The sequence below is a fragment of the Holdemania sp. 1001095H_141210_F2 genome, assembly GCF_015558105.1.
Taxonomy (GTDB): domain Bacteria; phylum Bacillota_I; class Bacilli_A; order Erysipelotrichales; family Erysipelotrichaceae; genus Holdemania.
Map to the genome: position 1 here is coordinate 34,587 of NZ_JADNPO010000010.1, position 16,226 is coordinate 50,812.

At 49.3% G+C, this 16,226-nt stretch carries 18 protein-coding genes and 1 other annotated feature; of the genes, 1 reads left to right on the forward strand and 17 read right to left on the reverse strand.

Annotated elements, in window-relative coordinates:
• Positions 1-402 (reverse strand): pyridoxamine 5'-phosphate oxidase family protein, encoded by a 402-nt coding sequence (locus tag I2G61_RS08205; protein ID WP_072685492.1) that lies wholly within the window; start codon positions 400-402, stop codon positions 1-3.
• 148 nt (positions 403-550) lie between these two features.
• On the opposite strand from I2G61_RS08205, the gene I2G61_RS08210 reads away from it, so the two are divergent.
• The gene (locus I2G61_RS08210; protein ID WP_072685491.1) at positions 551-883 is read left to right on the forward strand and encodes a helix-turn-helix domain-containing protein; all 333 of its coding nucleotides are present in this window, start codon (positions 551-553) and stop codon (positions 881-883) included.
• Positions 884-1,033: 150 nt separating this feature from the next.
• Here the strand turns inward: I2G61_RS08210 and I2G61_RS08215 are convergent, their stop codons facing one another.
• The 16 genes from I2G61_RS08215 to I2G61_RS08285 all read right to left on the reverse strand — a co-directional run bounded on the left by I2G61_RS08215 (position 1,034) and on the right by I2G61_RS08285 (position 16,218).
• Positions 1,034-2,542, reverse strand: a complete 1,509-nt coding sequence (locus tag I2G61_RS08215; protein ID WP_083538650.1) for an FAD-dependent oxidoreductase — start codon at positions 2,540-2,542, stop codon at positions 1,034-1,036.
• 71 nt (positions 2,543-2,613) lie between these two features.
• Positions 2,614-3,402, reverse strand: coding sequence for a MerR family transcriptional regulator (locus I2G61_RS08220; protein ID WP_072685490.1), 789 nt, complete (start codon positions 3,400-3,402; stop codon positions 2,614-2,616).
• A gap of 186 nt (positions 3,403-3,588) precedes the next feature.
• Positions 3,589-5,079, reverse strand: coding sequence for a lysine--tRNA ligase (lysS, locus tag I2G61_RS08225; protein ID WP_072685489.1), 1,491 nt, complete (start codon positions 5,077-5,079; stop codon positions 3,589-3,591).
• A gap of 42 nt (positions 5,080-5,121) precedes the next feature.
• Positions 5,122-5,334: a binding site (T-box leader), on the reverse strand.
• A 177-nt stretch (positions 5,335-5,511) separates the two neighbouring features.
• Positions 5,512-6,915, reverse strand: coding sequence for a hypothetical protein (locus I2G61_RS08230; RefSeq protein WP_195548135.1), 1,404 nt, complete (start codon positions 6,913-6,915; stop codon positions 5,512-5,514).
• A complete protein-coding gene (locus I2G61_RS08235) occupies positions 6,912-7,796 on the reverse strand; it encodes an ATP-binding cassette domain-containing protein (RefSeq protein WP_072685487.1) in 885 nt (294 codons plus the stop codon). Before I2G61_RS08235 ends, I2G61_RS08230 begins: the two co-directional genes overlap by 4 nt.
• A 3-nt stretch (positions 7,797-7,799) precedes the next feature.
• A complete protein-coding gene (locus I2G61_RS08240) occupies positions 7,800-8,168 on the reverse strand; it encodes a GntR family transcriptional regulator (protein ID WP_072685486.1) in 369 nt (122 codons plus the stop codon).
• Between the two features lies 1 nt (position 8,169).
• Positions 8,170-9,402, reverse strand: coding sequence for a S41 family peptidase (locus tag I2G61_RS08245; protein ID WP_229100715.1), 1,233 nt, complete (start codon positions 9,400-9,402; stop codon positions 8,170-8,172).
• 33 nt (positions 9,403-9,435) lie between these two features.
• Positions 9,436-9,639, reverse strand: coding sequence for a hypothetical protein (locus I2G61_RS08250; RefSeq protein ID WP_195548137.1), 204 nt, complete (start codon positions 9,637-9,639; stop codon positions 9,436-9,438).
• A gap of 159 nt (positions 9,640-9,798) precedes the next feature.
• Positions 9,799-10,800 (reverse strand): tRNA dihydrouridine synthase DusB, encoded by a 1,002-nt coding sequence (dusB, locus tag I2G61_RS08255; RefSeq protein WP_195395282.1) that lies wholly within the window; start codon positions 10,798-10,800, stop codon positions 9,799-9,801.
• Complete coding sequence (hslO, locus tag I2G61_RS08260) at positions 10,788-11,675, reverse strand: Hsp33 family molecular chaperone HslO (protein WP_195548138.1); 888 nt, start codon at positions 11,673-11,675, stop codon at positions 10,788-10,790. Before hslO ends, dusB begins: the two co-directional genes overlap by 13 nt.
• Positions 11,676-11,950: 275 nt before the next feature.
• Positions 11,951-12,361, reverse strand: a complete 411-nt coding sequence (locus I2G61_RS08265; RefSeq protein ID WP_072685482.1) for a PTS sugar transporter subunit IIA — start codon at positions 12,359-12,361, stop codon at positions 11,951-11,953.
• Entirely contained in the window at positions 12,354-13,349 is a 996-nt protein-coding gene (locus I2G61_RS08270) for an amidohydrolase family protein (RefSeq protein ID WP_234973207.1), read from the reverse strand. Before I2G61_RS08270 ends, I2G61_RS08265 begins: the two co-directional genes overlap by 8 nt.
• A gap of 116 nt (positions 13,350-13,465) precedes the next feature.
• Positions 13,466-14,098, reverse strand: a complete 633-nt coding sequence (locus I2G61_RS16445; RefSeq protein ID WP_072685479.1) for a YitT family protein — start codon at positions 14,096-14,098, stop codon at positions 13,466-13,468.
• Between the two features lies 1 nt (position 14,099).
• On the reverse strand, positions 14,100-14,918 hold the full coding sequence (locus I2G61_RS08275; protein WP_072685478.1) for a PTS system mannose/fructose/sorbose family transporter subunit IID: 819 nt from the start codon (positions 14,916-14,918) through the stop codon (positions 14,100-14,102).
• Complete coding sequence (locus tag I2G61_RS08280; protein ID WP_006057420.1) at positions 14,919-15,710, reverse strand: PTS sugar transporter subunit IIC; 792 nt, start codon at positions 15,708-15,710, stop codon at positions 14,919-14,921. It abuts the gene before it with no gap.
• 1 nt (position 15,711) lies between these two features.
• Complete coding sequence (locus tag I2G61_RS08285) at positions 15,712-16,218, reverse strand: PTS sugar transporter subunit IIB (RefSeq protein WP_072685477.1); 507 nt, start codon at positions 16,216-16,218, stop codon at positions 15,712-15,714.
• Positions 16,219-16,226 lie beyond the last annotated feature (8 nt).

The window sequence follows — 16,226 nt, forward strand, 5'->3', positions numbered from 1 at the left end:
TTAGAACGAGTATTCCTGCGGCGGATTACCGGAGAAATCAGCGATCACAGCGTGCGCATCCGCCAGATAGAAGACGACGAAGATCGGATTGTCCGGCGTCTGATACTGACCTTTGACGATCGGATTTTCAAGGCACATTTCCTTAACTACACGGTTATCCTCAAAAACAACTTTACCATTAAGGCGAATCCAGGCATAAGCAGGACTGGCTGCGCTGAGCTCAACGTTGGGATTCGTCAGCATATCCTGATAGACTTCCTTCGTGTTGTTTGTGCAGAACCACAGCTTGCCGTCTTTTTCGCCGGCAAACATGAACGGACGGCACTTCGCCTTGCCATCGCGGCCAATCGTCGCCAGATATTGAACCGGATTTTCGTTTAAGAACTGAATCACTTCCTGCATTTTCTTTTCCTCCTTCAGGTTTTCCACAGAAGGACTTGTGTTTGTCCTTTGTCAGGATTAGAATAGCATTAAAGGGATCAAAACGAAAGTAAGCACTTAATTGTGCTCTAGGTTCCAAAAAGATACTAATGAGGAAAGAAGGAAGATTATGAGCGAAGCAATCCAGGAGAAGCGACTGCCGGCCTGCCCGGTGGAAGTCACTTTGACGCTTATCAGCAACAAATGGAAGGTTCTCATTCTGCGGGATTTACTGCCCGGAGCGAAACGCTTCGGGGAATTGAAGAAGTCGATCGGTACGGTGACGCAGAAGGTTCTGACGGCGCAGTTAAGGGAAATGGAAGCTTCCGGCTTACTGACGCGCACCGTGTATGCCGAGGTGCCACCGCGGGTGGAATACGCGCTGACTGAACTGGGGTATAGTTTAAAGCCGGTGCTCGATGCGATGCAGGCGTGGGGCACGGATTATCAGATGAAGCATTAGTGCAGGAAGGACGATTTCATGGCGAATTTCCCCCCGCTCTGACCTTTGCCACTCTTTTTGAACGTAAAAACGACAGGCCATTATCTGCATCCTGTCGTTTTTAAATAGATCAAATTTAACTTTCGCTGATCAATGCTTAAGCCCGCAGACTTACAGCGCGCCGACGACCTTGCCGGCTTTGCGGCCCCAGTGAATCGCACCCAGCAAAGCGGTTCCCGATCCCGGATAGAACGGACCCACCCAGCCGGCGGACGCCATGCCTGCGGCATACAGCCCCGGAATCACTTCGCCCTGGGTGTTGACGACTTCGCAGTTCAGGGTAATCTTCAGACCGCCGATCGAGCCCAGGTTCATGAACCCTTCTTCAAACGCATAATACGGACCTTCGATGACTTCCAATCCGGTCGCACGGTCAAACTGACGATCCTTCCCGGATTCTGTGATATCCTTGTTCCACTGATCCAGCGTCGCCTGCAGATTTTCGCCGTCGACGTCAATCTGCGCCGCCAACTCCTGCATCGTCGCCCCTGTGAAGGCTTTGCCGGACGCCACCATTTCATCCAGCTTTTCTTTGGTCATGACGGCATTCGGGCCGCAGATCGTGTAGCAGGCGTGATTCGTCTTGGTCATCTCCCGCCACAGTTCGCGCGAAGTCAGAGCATACGTCGTATCTTCGCAGGCGAAACGACGGCCGTATTTATTTACGAAGAAACAGGGCATCAGCGGCGTCTGGCGGTTAATGCCGGCGCTGGTCTTGCCCGTCAGGTCGATGACCCCGCCGAAATGCGTCAGCTGTCCGCCGATCGCCGCCGCCATCCGGATTCCGTCGCCGGTGTTGGTCGGCGCCGCCGCGCAGATCGAATTGGCATTGTCATAATACTGATTCGGACTCAGCGCCTTGCTCATTTCCTGATTGTGGTCAATGCTGGATGTCGCGATGATCACGCCCTTATTCGCTTTGATCGCGATGGTTTTACCTTCCGATAACGCTTCCGCGCCGACAACCTTGCCGTTTTCAACGATCAGCCTGGTCGCTTCCGTGTTATACAAAAATTCAACGCCGCTCTTCTCCGCCGCGTCATGAACCGCCGTGAACATCCCGGAAGCACCGACGTCCGTACCATGAATCCGGTCGGCATAATTGCTCTCATCCGCCATCGGCACATGAGCGGAGCCGGTGACGTTGGTAAACTCCAGCCCCAGACTTTCCAGCCATTCGATATGGCCCGCCGAGCCGGCTGTCATATCCTTGACCAGTTCCTCGTCCAGCGTGCCTTCGCCCTCTTCCAGATAATACTGCGCATGCTTTTCCGCCGTATCCTCCTGATAGCTCGTCAGCTTTTTCTGGGCCGCGGTGCAGGAAGCCTGGATAATCCCGCCGGAACGGATCGACGTGCCGCCGAAGCTTTCCGCTTTTTCCAAAATCAACGCTTTCGCACCGGCCTGGGTTGCTTCATAACCTGCGCACATGCCCGCGCCGCCGGCGCCTAAGATCAGAACGTCCGTTTCCTTATCCCAGGTCCGCTGTTCCCCGCCGTCCTGGTTTTCAGCTTTCGGCGCTTCATTCGCCGCGCATCCGGCTAACAAACCGCCGACAGCCAGCGTTGCCGCTGACGCGGCCATGCCTTTGATGAAATTTCTTCTTGAACACTCTTTCAAAATCTTTCCCTCCTTGAAAGCAGATCTCGTTCATCCGCTCACAAAGCAAGTATAAACTGATGAACTATTCATCAGTCAAGCGTTTTCAGAGGAATATCGACATAGACGTCGAAATATTCGTCCGCCTGATTGTACTTACTGATCAACAGATAAATGACGAACTCCCGCTGCAGCCGCACCCCCTGGTTTTCCATTGTCTGATAGAGACCGCGCAAGGACGCCTGCAGCTGCGTTTCAAACGCAGTTCCCCCGACGCGAAACGCGCAGAGGCAGCGCTGTTCCGCCGGATAAAAAATAGCCTGTTCCGGTAGCGGAAGCTGAAATTCCCTGGCCCACGCTTCTTTCAGCACCAGTCCCTGCGCCGACTGCGGCCGCAGCGTCACTTTGAAGTCCTGATCGCAAACCGCCGTGAATTCATTGCTGGGCAGCTGCTTATACAACGCCTTCAGCACCGGATCGCCCAACGCTTCCCGTTTGATAAAATAATAAGGTTCCGTCATCAGCAGCATGGGATGATCGCGATAGCTTTCATAGAAACGAAGCAGGTTGATGAAATTTTCCAGAAAGCGCTGTTTCAGCCGCAGCAGGCGGATTTGATCGTCAATCGTCTGCATTTCATTCTGGCAATATTGGAGTTTTTCCTCGTTGTCGCTCTGCCGTGTCAGCGCTTTAATCTCGCTCATGGAAAAGCCGAGACCGCGGTAATGGCGGATATAGGAAAGTGCGACGAAATCCTGAAACGAGTAGGTATGATATTGATTGTCCAGCATTTCCGGATTGAGCAGACCGGTGCGGACATAATAGTTCAAGCTCGTTCGATCAATTTCAAAAGCCCGGGATAACTGGCCGGTTTTAAACATAGGCTTCACCTCTCGGCTATCATTTTACCATTATTCATGATTGAATTATCAGTTTCTTTTATTTCCGGATCCCTTGGGAAACAAACAGGCATGACTGACAAAAATTCCAATGAAACATCCTCCTTGATTCAACAAAAAAAGGAATCGCCTTTGAATCAGCCATTCCTCTTCTGGTTCTGTTTTTTCTTACTCGTTGCGGTTCTTCATGTGCGGGAATAACAGCACCTCGCGGATTGATTCCTGACCTGTCAGCAGCATCACGAAGCGGTCGATGCCGATGCCGATGCCGCCGGTCGGCGGTAAGCCGTATTCCAGCGCTTCAACATAATCGACGTCCATTTCACTGGCTTCCGCGTCGCCCATTTCCTTCAGCTTCAGCTGTTCCTCAAAACGCTGGCGCTGATCAATCGGATCGTTCAGCTCGCTGAACGCGTTGGAATATTCCGTGCCGTAGATCAACAGCTCAAAGCGATCTGTGAATCGCGGATCCTTTGCATTCTTGCGGGCCAGCGGTGAAATCTCTACCGGATGACCATAGACAAACGTCGGCTGCGTGATCTTTTCCTCACAGAACTGTTCAAAGAACAGGTTGATGATATGACCGACCGTGCGTTCATGCGGCTGGACCTCAACGCCGTGTTCCTTAGCCAAAGCCAGCGCTTCCTCAACGCTCATGGCTTTCCAGAAATCAACGCCGGTGACTTCCTTTACCGCGTCGACCATGTGCCAGCGCTTATACGGAGCTTTCAGGGAAATCTGCTTGTCGCCCAGCGTAAAGTCAGTCTTACCGAAGACTTCCATTGCGACGCTTTCAAACAGACCTTCGTTCAGCGCCATCATCCCTTCGATATCGCTGTAAGCCACATACGCTTCCACGGTTGTAAATTCCGGATTGTGCTTCGGATCCATGCCTTCGTTGCGGAACAGGCGGCCGATTTCATAGACCCCTTCCAATCCGCCGACGATCAGACGCTTTAACGGCAGCTCCGTCGCAATCCGCAGATAGAAATCCATATCCAGCGTGTTGTGATGAGTCACAAACGGTCTTGCCGCGGCGCCGCCTAAAATAGGCTGCAGCACCGGGGTTTCGACTTCCATCAAGCCCTGACCATCCAGATAATGCTGGACAGCGCGGATGATTTTCGGGCGCAGCATCGCGATCTTGCGGCTGTCTTCATTCATGATCAAATCGACATACCGTCTTCTGAAACGTTCCTCAACATCCTGCAGGCCGTGGAATTTTTCCGGCAGCGGCCGCAGCGCCTTGGTCAGATGCTCCAGTTTCTCCGCCTTCACCGACAGTTCGCCGGTGTTGGTCTTGCAGACATAGCCTTCGATCCCGACGATATCGCCCAGATCGGCAGCCTTAAACAGCTCGTAAACCTCTTCTCCAACCACGCCCTTGTTGACGACGACCTGAATCTGGCCGTCGCGGTCCTGCAAGTGCATAAAGCCCAGCTTGCCCATCCGGCGCTTGGTCATGATGCGGCCGGCAATGGCGCACGGAATCTTCTTTTCTTCCAGCTCTTCCTGGCTTACTTCGCCATACTCTTCCCGCAGCTGTGCGGAACGGTGCGTGCGCGCAAACGCATGGCCAAATGGATCGATGCCTTTAGCCCGTAGATCCTCCATCTTTTGACGGCGAACCAGTTCTTGTTCTGATAACTTCTGTTCCATTTTCTTTTCCTCCTTTTTGCTAATAAAAAAACTCTCAAATCCGATAGGGACGAGAGTTGTCATCGTGGTACCACCCTAATTCATGATTAAATCGCTTTAATCATCTTAGTGACTGATCGTATCAGTCTGCCCGTAACGCAGGTCTGCGTTGACGCTCCCAGCCTTTATTCGTCCGGATTCTGCATATCCCTTTTCACCAGCCGGGACTCTCTCGCTGCAGCGTTTCCGGATTACTCCTCTGTTCCTCGCGCAAATAATCGTTTAGATTATAGCATTTTCAAATTGTTTGTCAACGGGGGAAATGTCATTTCAGGGCTTAATGAACGCGTTTTACATATTTTCCAGGAAGGAAAACCGGAGCGGATTGAATTTGCGTTTAGCTTATTCTTCATTGGATCGCAGCTTAATTGCCGGAGATAACCTCAAACCAGATTAAAACAGCTTGATGCTCAATCCTTGTAAATAGAAGTAATTTTCCCAGCCCGGATAATCAACACGAAGATAAGTGGAAATCGGAACATCCTGTTCTTCCAGCAGTTCTATCGCCGGTTCCATAATATCCGCATAATAAGGAAGATAATAACTGTATTTATCGTCATGCGTGCGATAAATTATTTGGATCATACCCACCGCGTCTTTCAATCCTTGGCGGCGATACCGCTTATCCGTTTCCACCTGAGCCTGGATCAGGATTTCTTTATCCTCCTTACTTAAACTTGCAGTATTCTCCACGTTAAAGTATTTATAATAGCTTCCGATTTTGCCAAGACCATCATAGTAAGTGATAAAGTAGACGTCTTCGACGGTTGTATGATGGGTCATGCCCCAGCCGCCGCTGACCCGCCACGACCAGAAAATTCCCTGAACCACCAGAAACTCAACGGTCAGTACCAGCAGCATCATTTTGTTGAACTGAATCTTCGAGTAAGAAAGGAAACGGATCAACAAGTAGAGGACAGCTGCCAAAATTACGGAAAGCAGACATTGCTGGGGCCTGACCGCCGTCAACGATCCCCAAATCATCACGCCAGCCGCGGAAGCAAGCGGCATCAGTTTGAATAACGCGCTTTGCTTTAACGTTTTATGCTCGTTTTCTGCTGAATTCTTGGTTACCTGATAGACTGCAGGCAACGCCGCAGCCAGATAAACACCGTCAACAAGCAGACAGCTTCCTAATGAAGGAAATGTAGAGTCGCAAATCAACCCTTTCGCCGCAAGAGTAAACAAACCCGGCAGACATCCGAAATCATGCAGCAGTGTAAAGAATTCCCTGAGTTGATAACGATATGTGACCGTTCCCCGCATAATATCTACAGACGCCGAAACGATAAAGACTGGAGCCAGCGTCCAGACGGCGATCGTCAGCATCGCCTGAAACGATTTGCGGCTGCGCAGAAATACCCAGGCGCAAAAACAAAGATAGATCATCATCGCCAGCATCAGCTGCACCGTTCCATTCCAGATTGAGATCACAGTGGCATGGCGATCAAGCATGAGAATCCCCATGATCAGCCAGGCGATCAGATAAGGAATCAGGAAGACAAGGATTCCAGCTGTTAACCGTGTCAAAATCAAACTTCTTTTCGTCAGCGGCAGTTGATAGTCATGAATTTTTTCCTCCCGCTTCATCGTAAAGCCGAGCTGACGCCGGATCAGGATGATGATGAGCAGCAGCAGATAGATAAAATAAAAGTTAAACAAAAGACTGGCATCGTCCATCATCGTTGGAAAATTAACATAGACGAACGGCATGATCAACAAATCCAGAAGCAGCAGGCAGAGAAACAATTTAAAATCTTTCTTTAACATGGCCGTTAATAATTTCTTATGGATCATTGCAGTTCCTCCCGCTTTTCCAGCTGCGCCAGGAATATTTCTTCCAGCGTACAATCAAAGATTTCAAGAATGACCGGATTCTGCTTCCGCAGCTTCGCTTCCACCTCGTCATGATCGCCGCGCAGAATCGCCTGCGCCATCCGGGAATGAATTTCCAGCTTCAGCAACTCAAGATCCTGAAACATCGCGGGATTGATCGGATGATCAAACGCGAGATGGACTTTAACCAGCTCCTTTTGCGTTTGAAACATGGAGTTCTGATGCAGAATCCGCTTCTTGTCCAACAACGCGTATTCATCGCAGAAATTCTCCAGATCGCTCAGCCGGTGCGAGGTTAATATCGAACTCATGCCTTCCTCAACGGTCTGCGCCGCCAGCTGACCTTGAAGCAGCCGCCGGGCAAACGGATCCAACCCATCAAACACCTCGTCGATCAAAAGCAGCTCCGGGTGCGCCGCCAGCCCTGCGGCCATCAAAACCTGCCGTTTCATCCCCTTGCTGAAAGCGGAGAAAGGCTGTTTCGGATTGAGCTTTAACTGGCTTAACAGATCGTAGAATAACTCCGATTCCAGGGCCGGATAAAATAAGGAAAGATATTCGATCAGTTCCCGGGCATTTTCCGTCTGTGCAAAAACGGGTTCATCCTGAACCAGAAAAATCTTCTGTTTCACCTCCGGATGATCGAGCACCGGCTGTTCTTTCCATGTAATTGTTCCTTCATCGACGGGAATCGCGCCGCTGATACAGTGCAGCAGCGTGGATTTCCCCGCTCCGTTGATTCCGATCAGCCCCAGGATCGAACCGGACGCCAACTCCAAGCTGCAATGTTCCAATACCGTTTGTTCGTCATACACCTTCCGGCAATTTTCCACCCTTAACATGGTTTACCCCTGCTTTCCTTCATAGACTTCCCGGACAATTTTCTGCGCGTCATCCTCAGAGATTCCGGTTTCCCGGCAACGGATTACCGCTTTGCGGAATTCTTCTTTTTGTCTCAAACTTAAAATGGAATGCACATTCTGATCGCTGACAAAAAAACCTTTTTTAGGTTCTGTGACCAGAATGCCTTCGTCTTCCAGCTCCTGATAGGTTTTTACCACCGTATTGGGATTGATCCCCAACTCCCGCGCCAAAATCCGCACCGAGGGCATCCGGTCCTGCGGCTGCAGAACACCCAGACTGACATACCGGATAATTTGTTCCTTCAGCTGTTCATATATCGGCTGACGGCTGTGCTGATCTATTGTAAACATGTCATTCTCCTGTTCGTTCCTTGATTTGGCGCTGCAGTGTTTCAATCGCGGCATTTAAAACGGTATCCTCACCGCTCAGTAAATCTTCCGGCGTTGTCCACATTTCAATGTCCGGCTCTGCACCGCGATTCCAAATACTTTTTTTATTTGGACCGTAACAATTCATAATTGATAAAGTATACTTGCTTCCATCTGAAAGAGAGACATCATAAATATTTCCTGTCGCTCCATGGGTTCTCAGACCCATCAGTGTAAAATTATCCATAGCTTTCGCTGTAACAGAAAAAGTATCTGCCGCCGATCCAGCATATGGCGAAGTAAGAATAACGACAGGTTTATCCATTGTAAAAGGTTTCTTAGGAAATTCCCGATGATCCTCAAGCTCTTCGATATGGCTCAGATAATCATCAATTTCTTCATCTATCCCATAATACTCATGTTTTACCATGCGCTGAGCAGATTCGTCAAGTTCTCCTCCACTATAGAAGAGAGAATCATCATTGTCTCCATACGGAATCCAGGAAGAATGAAATTCAGATTCAAAGCGGAAGGTTCTTGGTAAAGGCTGATCTGTAAAAGAATTTAACACGATATCCCCATTATATGAATTCCCACCGCCATTGTGACGAATATCAATAATTACCCCTGAATATGGTTCAAGCAGGGGCATGACTTGTTCATAATAGAGATCTTCACTGTCTCCCATAAAAGATGTTATTTCCAAATACACAAGATCTTCGTTAAGTTCACACATAAAATAAGGACTGGATTTAAGCAGAAGTTTCTTATCTGAAAGTGACGGTGTTTTTAACTGATTTACATAAATGGAACCTGAGGTTTCATAACTGGCTTTTGAATCTACAAATTCACCCTGCGGGGTTAACCATTTTAATGTAATCTCTTTTCCTTTTTCATCTTTTAAAAACTGCTCTACCGTTTCGATTTCATGGGCGGGTTCCGTCAGCACCGGTACATACTTTTCAAAATTCTTCAAGATGTAATCGAGTGCGGGCTGATCTTCCACTTCAAGGAGTTCACTGCCTAAAGGAACTTCATAATTCCGGCTGGCAGCTTTGAGAAACAGCCTGCCATCAAGATCTTCCAGGTCAAAAGGCAGGTAGGCTTTGTTCAGCTGATATTCTGACGCGGGAATAAAGTTGGTATGTCCATCATGAAGCAAAGCAACAAATTCCCGCATGGCGTCAACATATTCATCATCCGTTTCCGCATTCATCACCCGCGGTAAAAATTCCTGATATTTCTCATCTCAGTCAAAATCCTCCGGCATCTGATTCCAATATCCATAATAATACTGCGCGGTTGACCAGACTTCAGATAATGCAGCGACTCTCAGCTCTACCGGTTTCGTGCATTGTTCTCCCACTTTTTCTTCCTGCAGCGCATTCATTTCCGTTGCGCACCCGCAAAGCATGAAGGCCATCGTCAACATCGCAAACAATTTCTTTCCCATTCTGATTATCCCCCAAGATCGCAAAAGGATCTGCTGGATTGCGTATCCGCAATCTGTACTATTCATAATAATACAGTATAACAATCTTTTCCGTTTGTCAATTTCGAAAGGAAAAAAACCACTCCCGGATTTCAGGAATGGCTTTCGTTCTTGATTCATTTACTCTGCCGGATACAGCCTGTCGAAATTACCGCTGACCAGCGCTTCTTCATAAAGCTTTAGCATCGACTCAAATTCAGCATAGGTTGTCATCTGATTGATACGATCTTTCATCCGGTTGGAGTAGGGAATGCCCTGGATGTACCAGCAGGCGTGCCCGCGCATCTCCTTCATACCAATCCGTTCGCCTTTTAATGTGCACAACCGGCGGGCGTGTTCCAGCGCAATCTCAAATTTTTCATGATCGCTGACGGGTTCGGCTGACCCTTCCCCGGAGAACGCGCAGACCAGATCGCGGATCAGCCACGGATTGCCCAATACGCCCCGGCCGATCATCACCGCATCGACTCCAGTCTCCTGAATTTTTGCCACAGCGTCTTCCACACTGCGCAGATCACCGTTGCCTATCACTGGAATCGAAACAGCTTCTTTCACCTTCTTGATCCAGCTCCAATCGGCCTTGCCCTCATACAGCTGACTGCGCGTCCGGCCATGAACCGCCAGCGCGCTGACGCCGGCTGCTTCCAATCCCCGCGCCATTTCCAGCACATTGATCGAAGAACTGTCCCAGCCCAGACGGATCTTGGCCGTCACCGGCTTTTCCACCGCTGCCACAATTTTACGCACCAGCTGACAGGTCGCTTCCGGATCCTTCATCATCGCGCTGCCGGAACCGGAATTGACAACCTTCGGTACTGGACAGCCCATATTGATGTCGATCACGTCGCAGTCCGTTTTATCCAGCACCTGCGCCGCCTGAATCATCGACGCTTCTTCATGACCGAACAGCTGCATCGCGATCGGATGCTCATTCGGAGCCAGCTGTGTCATCTCCATCGTCTTTTTATTGGAATAACAGATCGCTTTGTCGCTGATCATTTCCGTATAGATCAGACCCGCGCCGAATTCATGCGCGATCGTCCGGAACGCCGCGTTGGAAATCCCGGCCATCGGCGCAATGACGACCGGATTGGCAATTTCAAGATTTCTTATTTTCCACATGCCGCTTTGAACTCCAGGATGCTGCGGAGATCATCTTCGGTAAACTGAACTTTATTGTTGCAGTATTCGCACTTTACTTCGCAGCCGTGGTCTTCTTCCAGCATCTTTTCCAATTCCGCGCGATCCAGCGTTGTCAGCGCTGCTTTGAAGCGCTGCTTGCTGCAGTCGCAATGCCACTGGATCGGCTTTTCTTCCAGAATTTCCAGATCGTCAAACAACATCGCCGCTAGCGCCCTGGCGTCATGGCCTTCCTTCACCAGCTCCGAAACCGGACGCAGCTTCGCGACTGCGGCTTCCGCCAGCTTGATATCGTCTTCCGTGGCCTCCGGCATCATCTGGATCAGAATTCCGCCTGACGCTATCACCGAGTTATCCGTATCAACCAGTACGCCCAGCGATACCGCGGAAGGTGTCTGTTCAGAAATTGTAAAGTAATACGCGAAGTCCTCGCCGATCTCGCCGCTGACCAGCGCAACCTGACCGGTGAAGTCGTTCTTCATGTTCATCCGCTTAATGACCTTTAAATAGCCATCCTTGCCGACCGCCGTTCCGACCGCCAGCTTGCCGGTATCGTTATATTTCAGATAAATTTCTGGATCGCCGACAAATCCGCGCACATTGCCGTTCGCCCAGCCGTCGGCCATGATCGTTCCGATGGGACCGCCGCCGTTGATCTGGACGGTCACCTTTTCTTTTTCCGTCTTTAACATGCTGCCCAAGATCGCGGTGATCGTCAGCACGCGGCCTAACGCCGCCGCACTGGTCGGCCACAGATCATGCTGCTTCCGCGCCTGTTCCGCCAGCTGCGTGGAGGTGCAGGTCAGCACCCGAATATGCCCGTTCGCACTGATTGCGTGAATTAATGTATCGTTCATTGAAAAAACCTCTTTTCTAGCCTGTTTTTTTGCACCCTAAGTTTATTATTAAACCCGGCGCTTGTCAAACATCCTGATCTGCTTCGCGAAGATATTCCAGCATCAAAACAAAAATAAACCGGAAAATGCTTTACTTGAAAAACACCTCTTTGCGTTCTGGCTTTAGAATTCCCTCAAATAATATAAAAAAGGAAGAACTATCCTAAACCAGAATTACCTCTTCCTTATTTTAAATTATTGGCCTTCCAATTCGTTTATCCCAGCCTGGCAGTTCCTCAAAAGAATGCTTCAGCTTCTGATTCCTTCAAGATAACCCGGCTCATTGATTGCCTGGCCTGTTCAATCATAATATCTAATTGCGCTTCACTCAAATACGCTTCATTCCACTCCATTAATTCCAGAAGCAAGGAAAAGTTGAAGCCCGAAATCAGCTGGATATTTTTTCTTTCGCTCATCACGCGGGCCATGATTTGATTAACACTGCCGCCATACAGATCGGAAAGAAATAGAATCTGTTCCGCATCGTTCTGCTTCGCTAAATAATTGCGAATCTGTTTCTCAAAATCTTGTTCATCGGTATACGCATCAATCGCCATCAGTCGGTCGCAAGGACCGGTGAAAAATTCAGCTGACGCCTTCATACCGCTGGCCATCCGATCATGACTGGCAATTAAAATCTTAATCATTCTGATAACACCATTCACCCTCGATCATCGTTTTCCGGACATGCAAGCCTTCATCCATGATGACTAAATCTGCCCTGCGGCCAACTTCGATCTTCCCGCGATCTTTTAAATTCAAAGCTTTAGCCGCATTTTCAGCACACAAGGCCCCGATTTCTTCTAATGTGAAACCCCTTTCGCGTAATGTCCGCATGTTCTCATCAAAAGAATGCGCTCCTGTCACCAGTTTCCCGTTAACATCACGAACCGCTCCATCCTTCAAAAACACTTTCTTATCCCCCATTTGATATTCACCGTCAGGGCACCCCAGCAGGCAGGAACTATCAGAAACCGCTACGAGATGATCTAAGCCTTTGCATCGGATCATCATTCTTAAAAACTCCGGCGCGACATGAATACAATCGCAATTCACCTGCATTGCCAAATCATCTTCCAACAAACACTGAACGACCCCTTGTGAAAGATGATGATCGATCGCCGGAAAACCATTTGGGAAATGATCGGTCAGCCGTGCACCGCGGGCGACAGCCTGATGAATGATATCCGGACTTCCTTCTGAAAAGCCGATAACAGGAAGCATCCCCTGTTCCACTGCCCAATCAATCCATTCCAGGCCGCCGTCCAGTTCAGGCGCGATCAGGGCCGAAAAAATCAGCGACAGATCCTGCCCCGCTAACGCCCGAGTATGTTCCGGTGTGGGCAGCGTCGGCGGAGCGTAATACGAAATCGATCGGTTTTTATAACCGGTGTATAAAAAGATCCCTAAGATATCGCTTCCCAAAGAACCCTTTGCTTCCCTGATTACCTGAACCGCCTTTTGCGATGTTTCAATATCGTCGGCGATCGGCGTCGGCGTAAAGCTTGTTACTCCGTATCGGGGCAATGCCGCACAGATTTTTCGCATTGCCGCTGCGCTTTCCCCGCAATTAACCTGCTCCGCTCCATGAATATGCGTGTCGATAAACCCTGGAAAAATCAGAGCCCCTTGCACATCAATCTTTTCTTCATCCTGCAGCCGCGGAGCTATTTCTGAAATTTTCTTTCCGGTGATTCTCAAGTCAGTTTCATGAAACTGGCCGTCAATAAAAACTTTACCATGAACAATAATCAAATTCTTGCTCCCTTCTTTAAATACGTGTGAAATAAAGCCATGAACCGATCCACCAGCGGACCAAACATAAGCATACTGACAATCGTGCCTTCCCGCAGCGTCATTTCCCCTTGAAATCCGAAAACAAGAATCAGAATCATCAAGATGCAGATTCCATCCAAGCTCTGTCGGCATTTCCCATACGCATGGTTTGTCACCTGCGAAACGGCCAGAACCAGGCCGCCGACTGGAAAGGTCACAATATTCAGGCTGAGGATCAGGGCCACTGCCGCGGCATTGATCCCATTGCCGACAAGCAGGAATATGATCGAAAGACCATAGGTTGGAACGGCCAGCTGGCTAAGGATGTCATAATAGAAGAAGTTGACCAGACTGCCGAGCAGAAAGGCCATTCCAAACTGAAGCAGCTGCAGCGGCTTGAACGCTTTTCTTAACAACAGGATTTGTCCTATGACGCAGAGACTGTTCGTCATCATTCCGAGTGTACCGATCTTGATTCCGCACAGCTGCGCCGCACACTTGCTCAGCGCATCCCAGGCGCCAACTCCGATCCCGGCTTTCAATATAAGCGACGAACCGAGCGCGGCAAAAGGGATGGCAAGGATCAGGCAGACGATCTGCCGCAGCATATCAGAAAATACCCAGGAATGCCAGAATCAGAGAAATAACCATAATGCTGAAAATCAACATCGCCGGTCGTTTGCCTTTTCGAATCAGGTTCATCAGAACAAAGAGCAAAACGATGGACAGGAAACCCGGCATGATTGAATTGATCACGTCGTTGACCACAACCGCGGCTTCCCCGATCTGAATCGTCCAGGCCAGCGGAACATTTACCATTTGAGCCGCCATAGCGCCGACCATGCCCACACCTAAAATGGAAGCTGCCTTCGTAACCGCCTTGATCAATCCGGTTTCAAATACTGTATTGATAAAATCCGTACCTGCATGAAACCCAATATGCAGGAAATACCAGCGCAGCAGCATCTGGGAACCGCCATAAATGATCGCGAAAATGATCGATCCGAGCAGATTTCCCTGCGCCGCCAGACCAATTCCAATCCCTGCGGCGATCACGCGGACGCAGTTGAAGAAGAAGGCGTCGCCGATCCCCGCTGCCGGTCCCATTAACGCAACTTTTATACTTTCTATGGTATCAGCGTCCACCGTCCCTTTTTCTTTTCTTTCTTTTTCCATCGCAAAGCACAGTCCCGCGATAAAGGGCAGGAAAACCGCATGTGTATTGAAGAAATTATTATGCCTCAACAGTGTCCGGCAGCGTTCCTCCTCGTCATCTTTAAAAATTTCATTGATCGCCGGAGCCATGGTCAGGGTAAAAGCATTGCCTTCCATCTTTACCATATTAAACGTCGCAAAGCAACATCCTGACCGCCAATACATAGAATTTAAAATCTTCTTTTCCGCCGATGTTATCTGATTTTTCGCCATTTAGAAAAAATCCTCCTCTTGACTCTCTTTGACGTTTTTAGAAACGGCTGAGATTTCAATAAATCGCTTCTCGTTAAAGAAGACACACAGCGCTACGACCGCCAATAAAATCGCGATCGGAAGTGTACCCAGCCCCAGATACTTGGCCAGAACAAATCCAACAAAGAAGAATCCGCCGACTTCCTTCGACCAGATCATTGTCATCAAAATTGCAAAGCCAACCGCTGTCATCATTCCACTGGCCGCATTAAATCCGTTCAGCACCCAGCCTGGCAGAGAATTAAAAACAGTTTGGATTCCTTCGATTCCATAAGCGATGCTGAGAAACAGAACAAGCATCTGGGCAATCCGCTGCAGGAATAAATCAAACAAGACAACCTGCCGCCCCATTTTTTTCGTATTTCCCGAAGCCGCTAATTTCTCCCAGTAAACGGATAATGAAGCATAGAATGGCGTTAAGATATTCGTAAAGGATTGCATAAGTGTACCGATCGGCAGTGAAAGCATAACGCCGGTGGCAATATCGCTGCCGGTCAGAATGGAGTAAGCGACGGCGATGATGGTTGCCGGACATGGATCTGCCGGCGTGGAGCCGCCGATATTGCTGACGCCCATGTAGATGCCTTCAATCGCGCCGCCCATGATGATTCCAGTCCTCAGATCGCCTAAAAGCAATCCGGTGATCGGCCCGCAGATTAGCGGCCGTGTAAATAAAGCCCAGCTAAAGCAGGTAAAGTCCATAGCCCCTGCCAGCCAGAAGACGAAGGTACAGATTAACGCACTTTGCAGCATTTTAAATTCCCCCTTTATGCGTAAACCACTGCGCAACATTTACCGGTGCTTCCTCCGGTACTGTTTGATAGATACAAGGAATGCCGGTTTCGATCAAAGATAGAAAATCCGAGGCTTCCTGTTCGTTGCAATAAATATTCTTAGAATATCGTCTGCGGGAACGAAGTACTTCTTCTTTTCCAATCCTGCCATAGTTTCCGACATTGATCATTTCAATGTCCTGCAGCTCGCTGACGATCAGCCGGGCATCATGCGGGCAATCCACTAAAACCAGAATTCTTAACTCCGCACAGCGGGGATCCTTCAGTAAAGCAATCGCCTTGCCAATCGGCAAAATAGCGGTTTTCACCTGATCGGGGGCAGCCATTCGCAGCGTATTCTGAATCAGCGGACTTGACGCAGCCTGATTATTGGCGACCACAATCCGATTGATGTTGTAATGCTTAGACCATTTAATCGCAATCTGGCCATGAATCAGACGTTCGTCGATTCGAAATAGAGTGATCATTCTCTTCT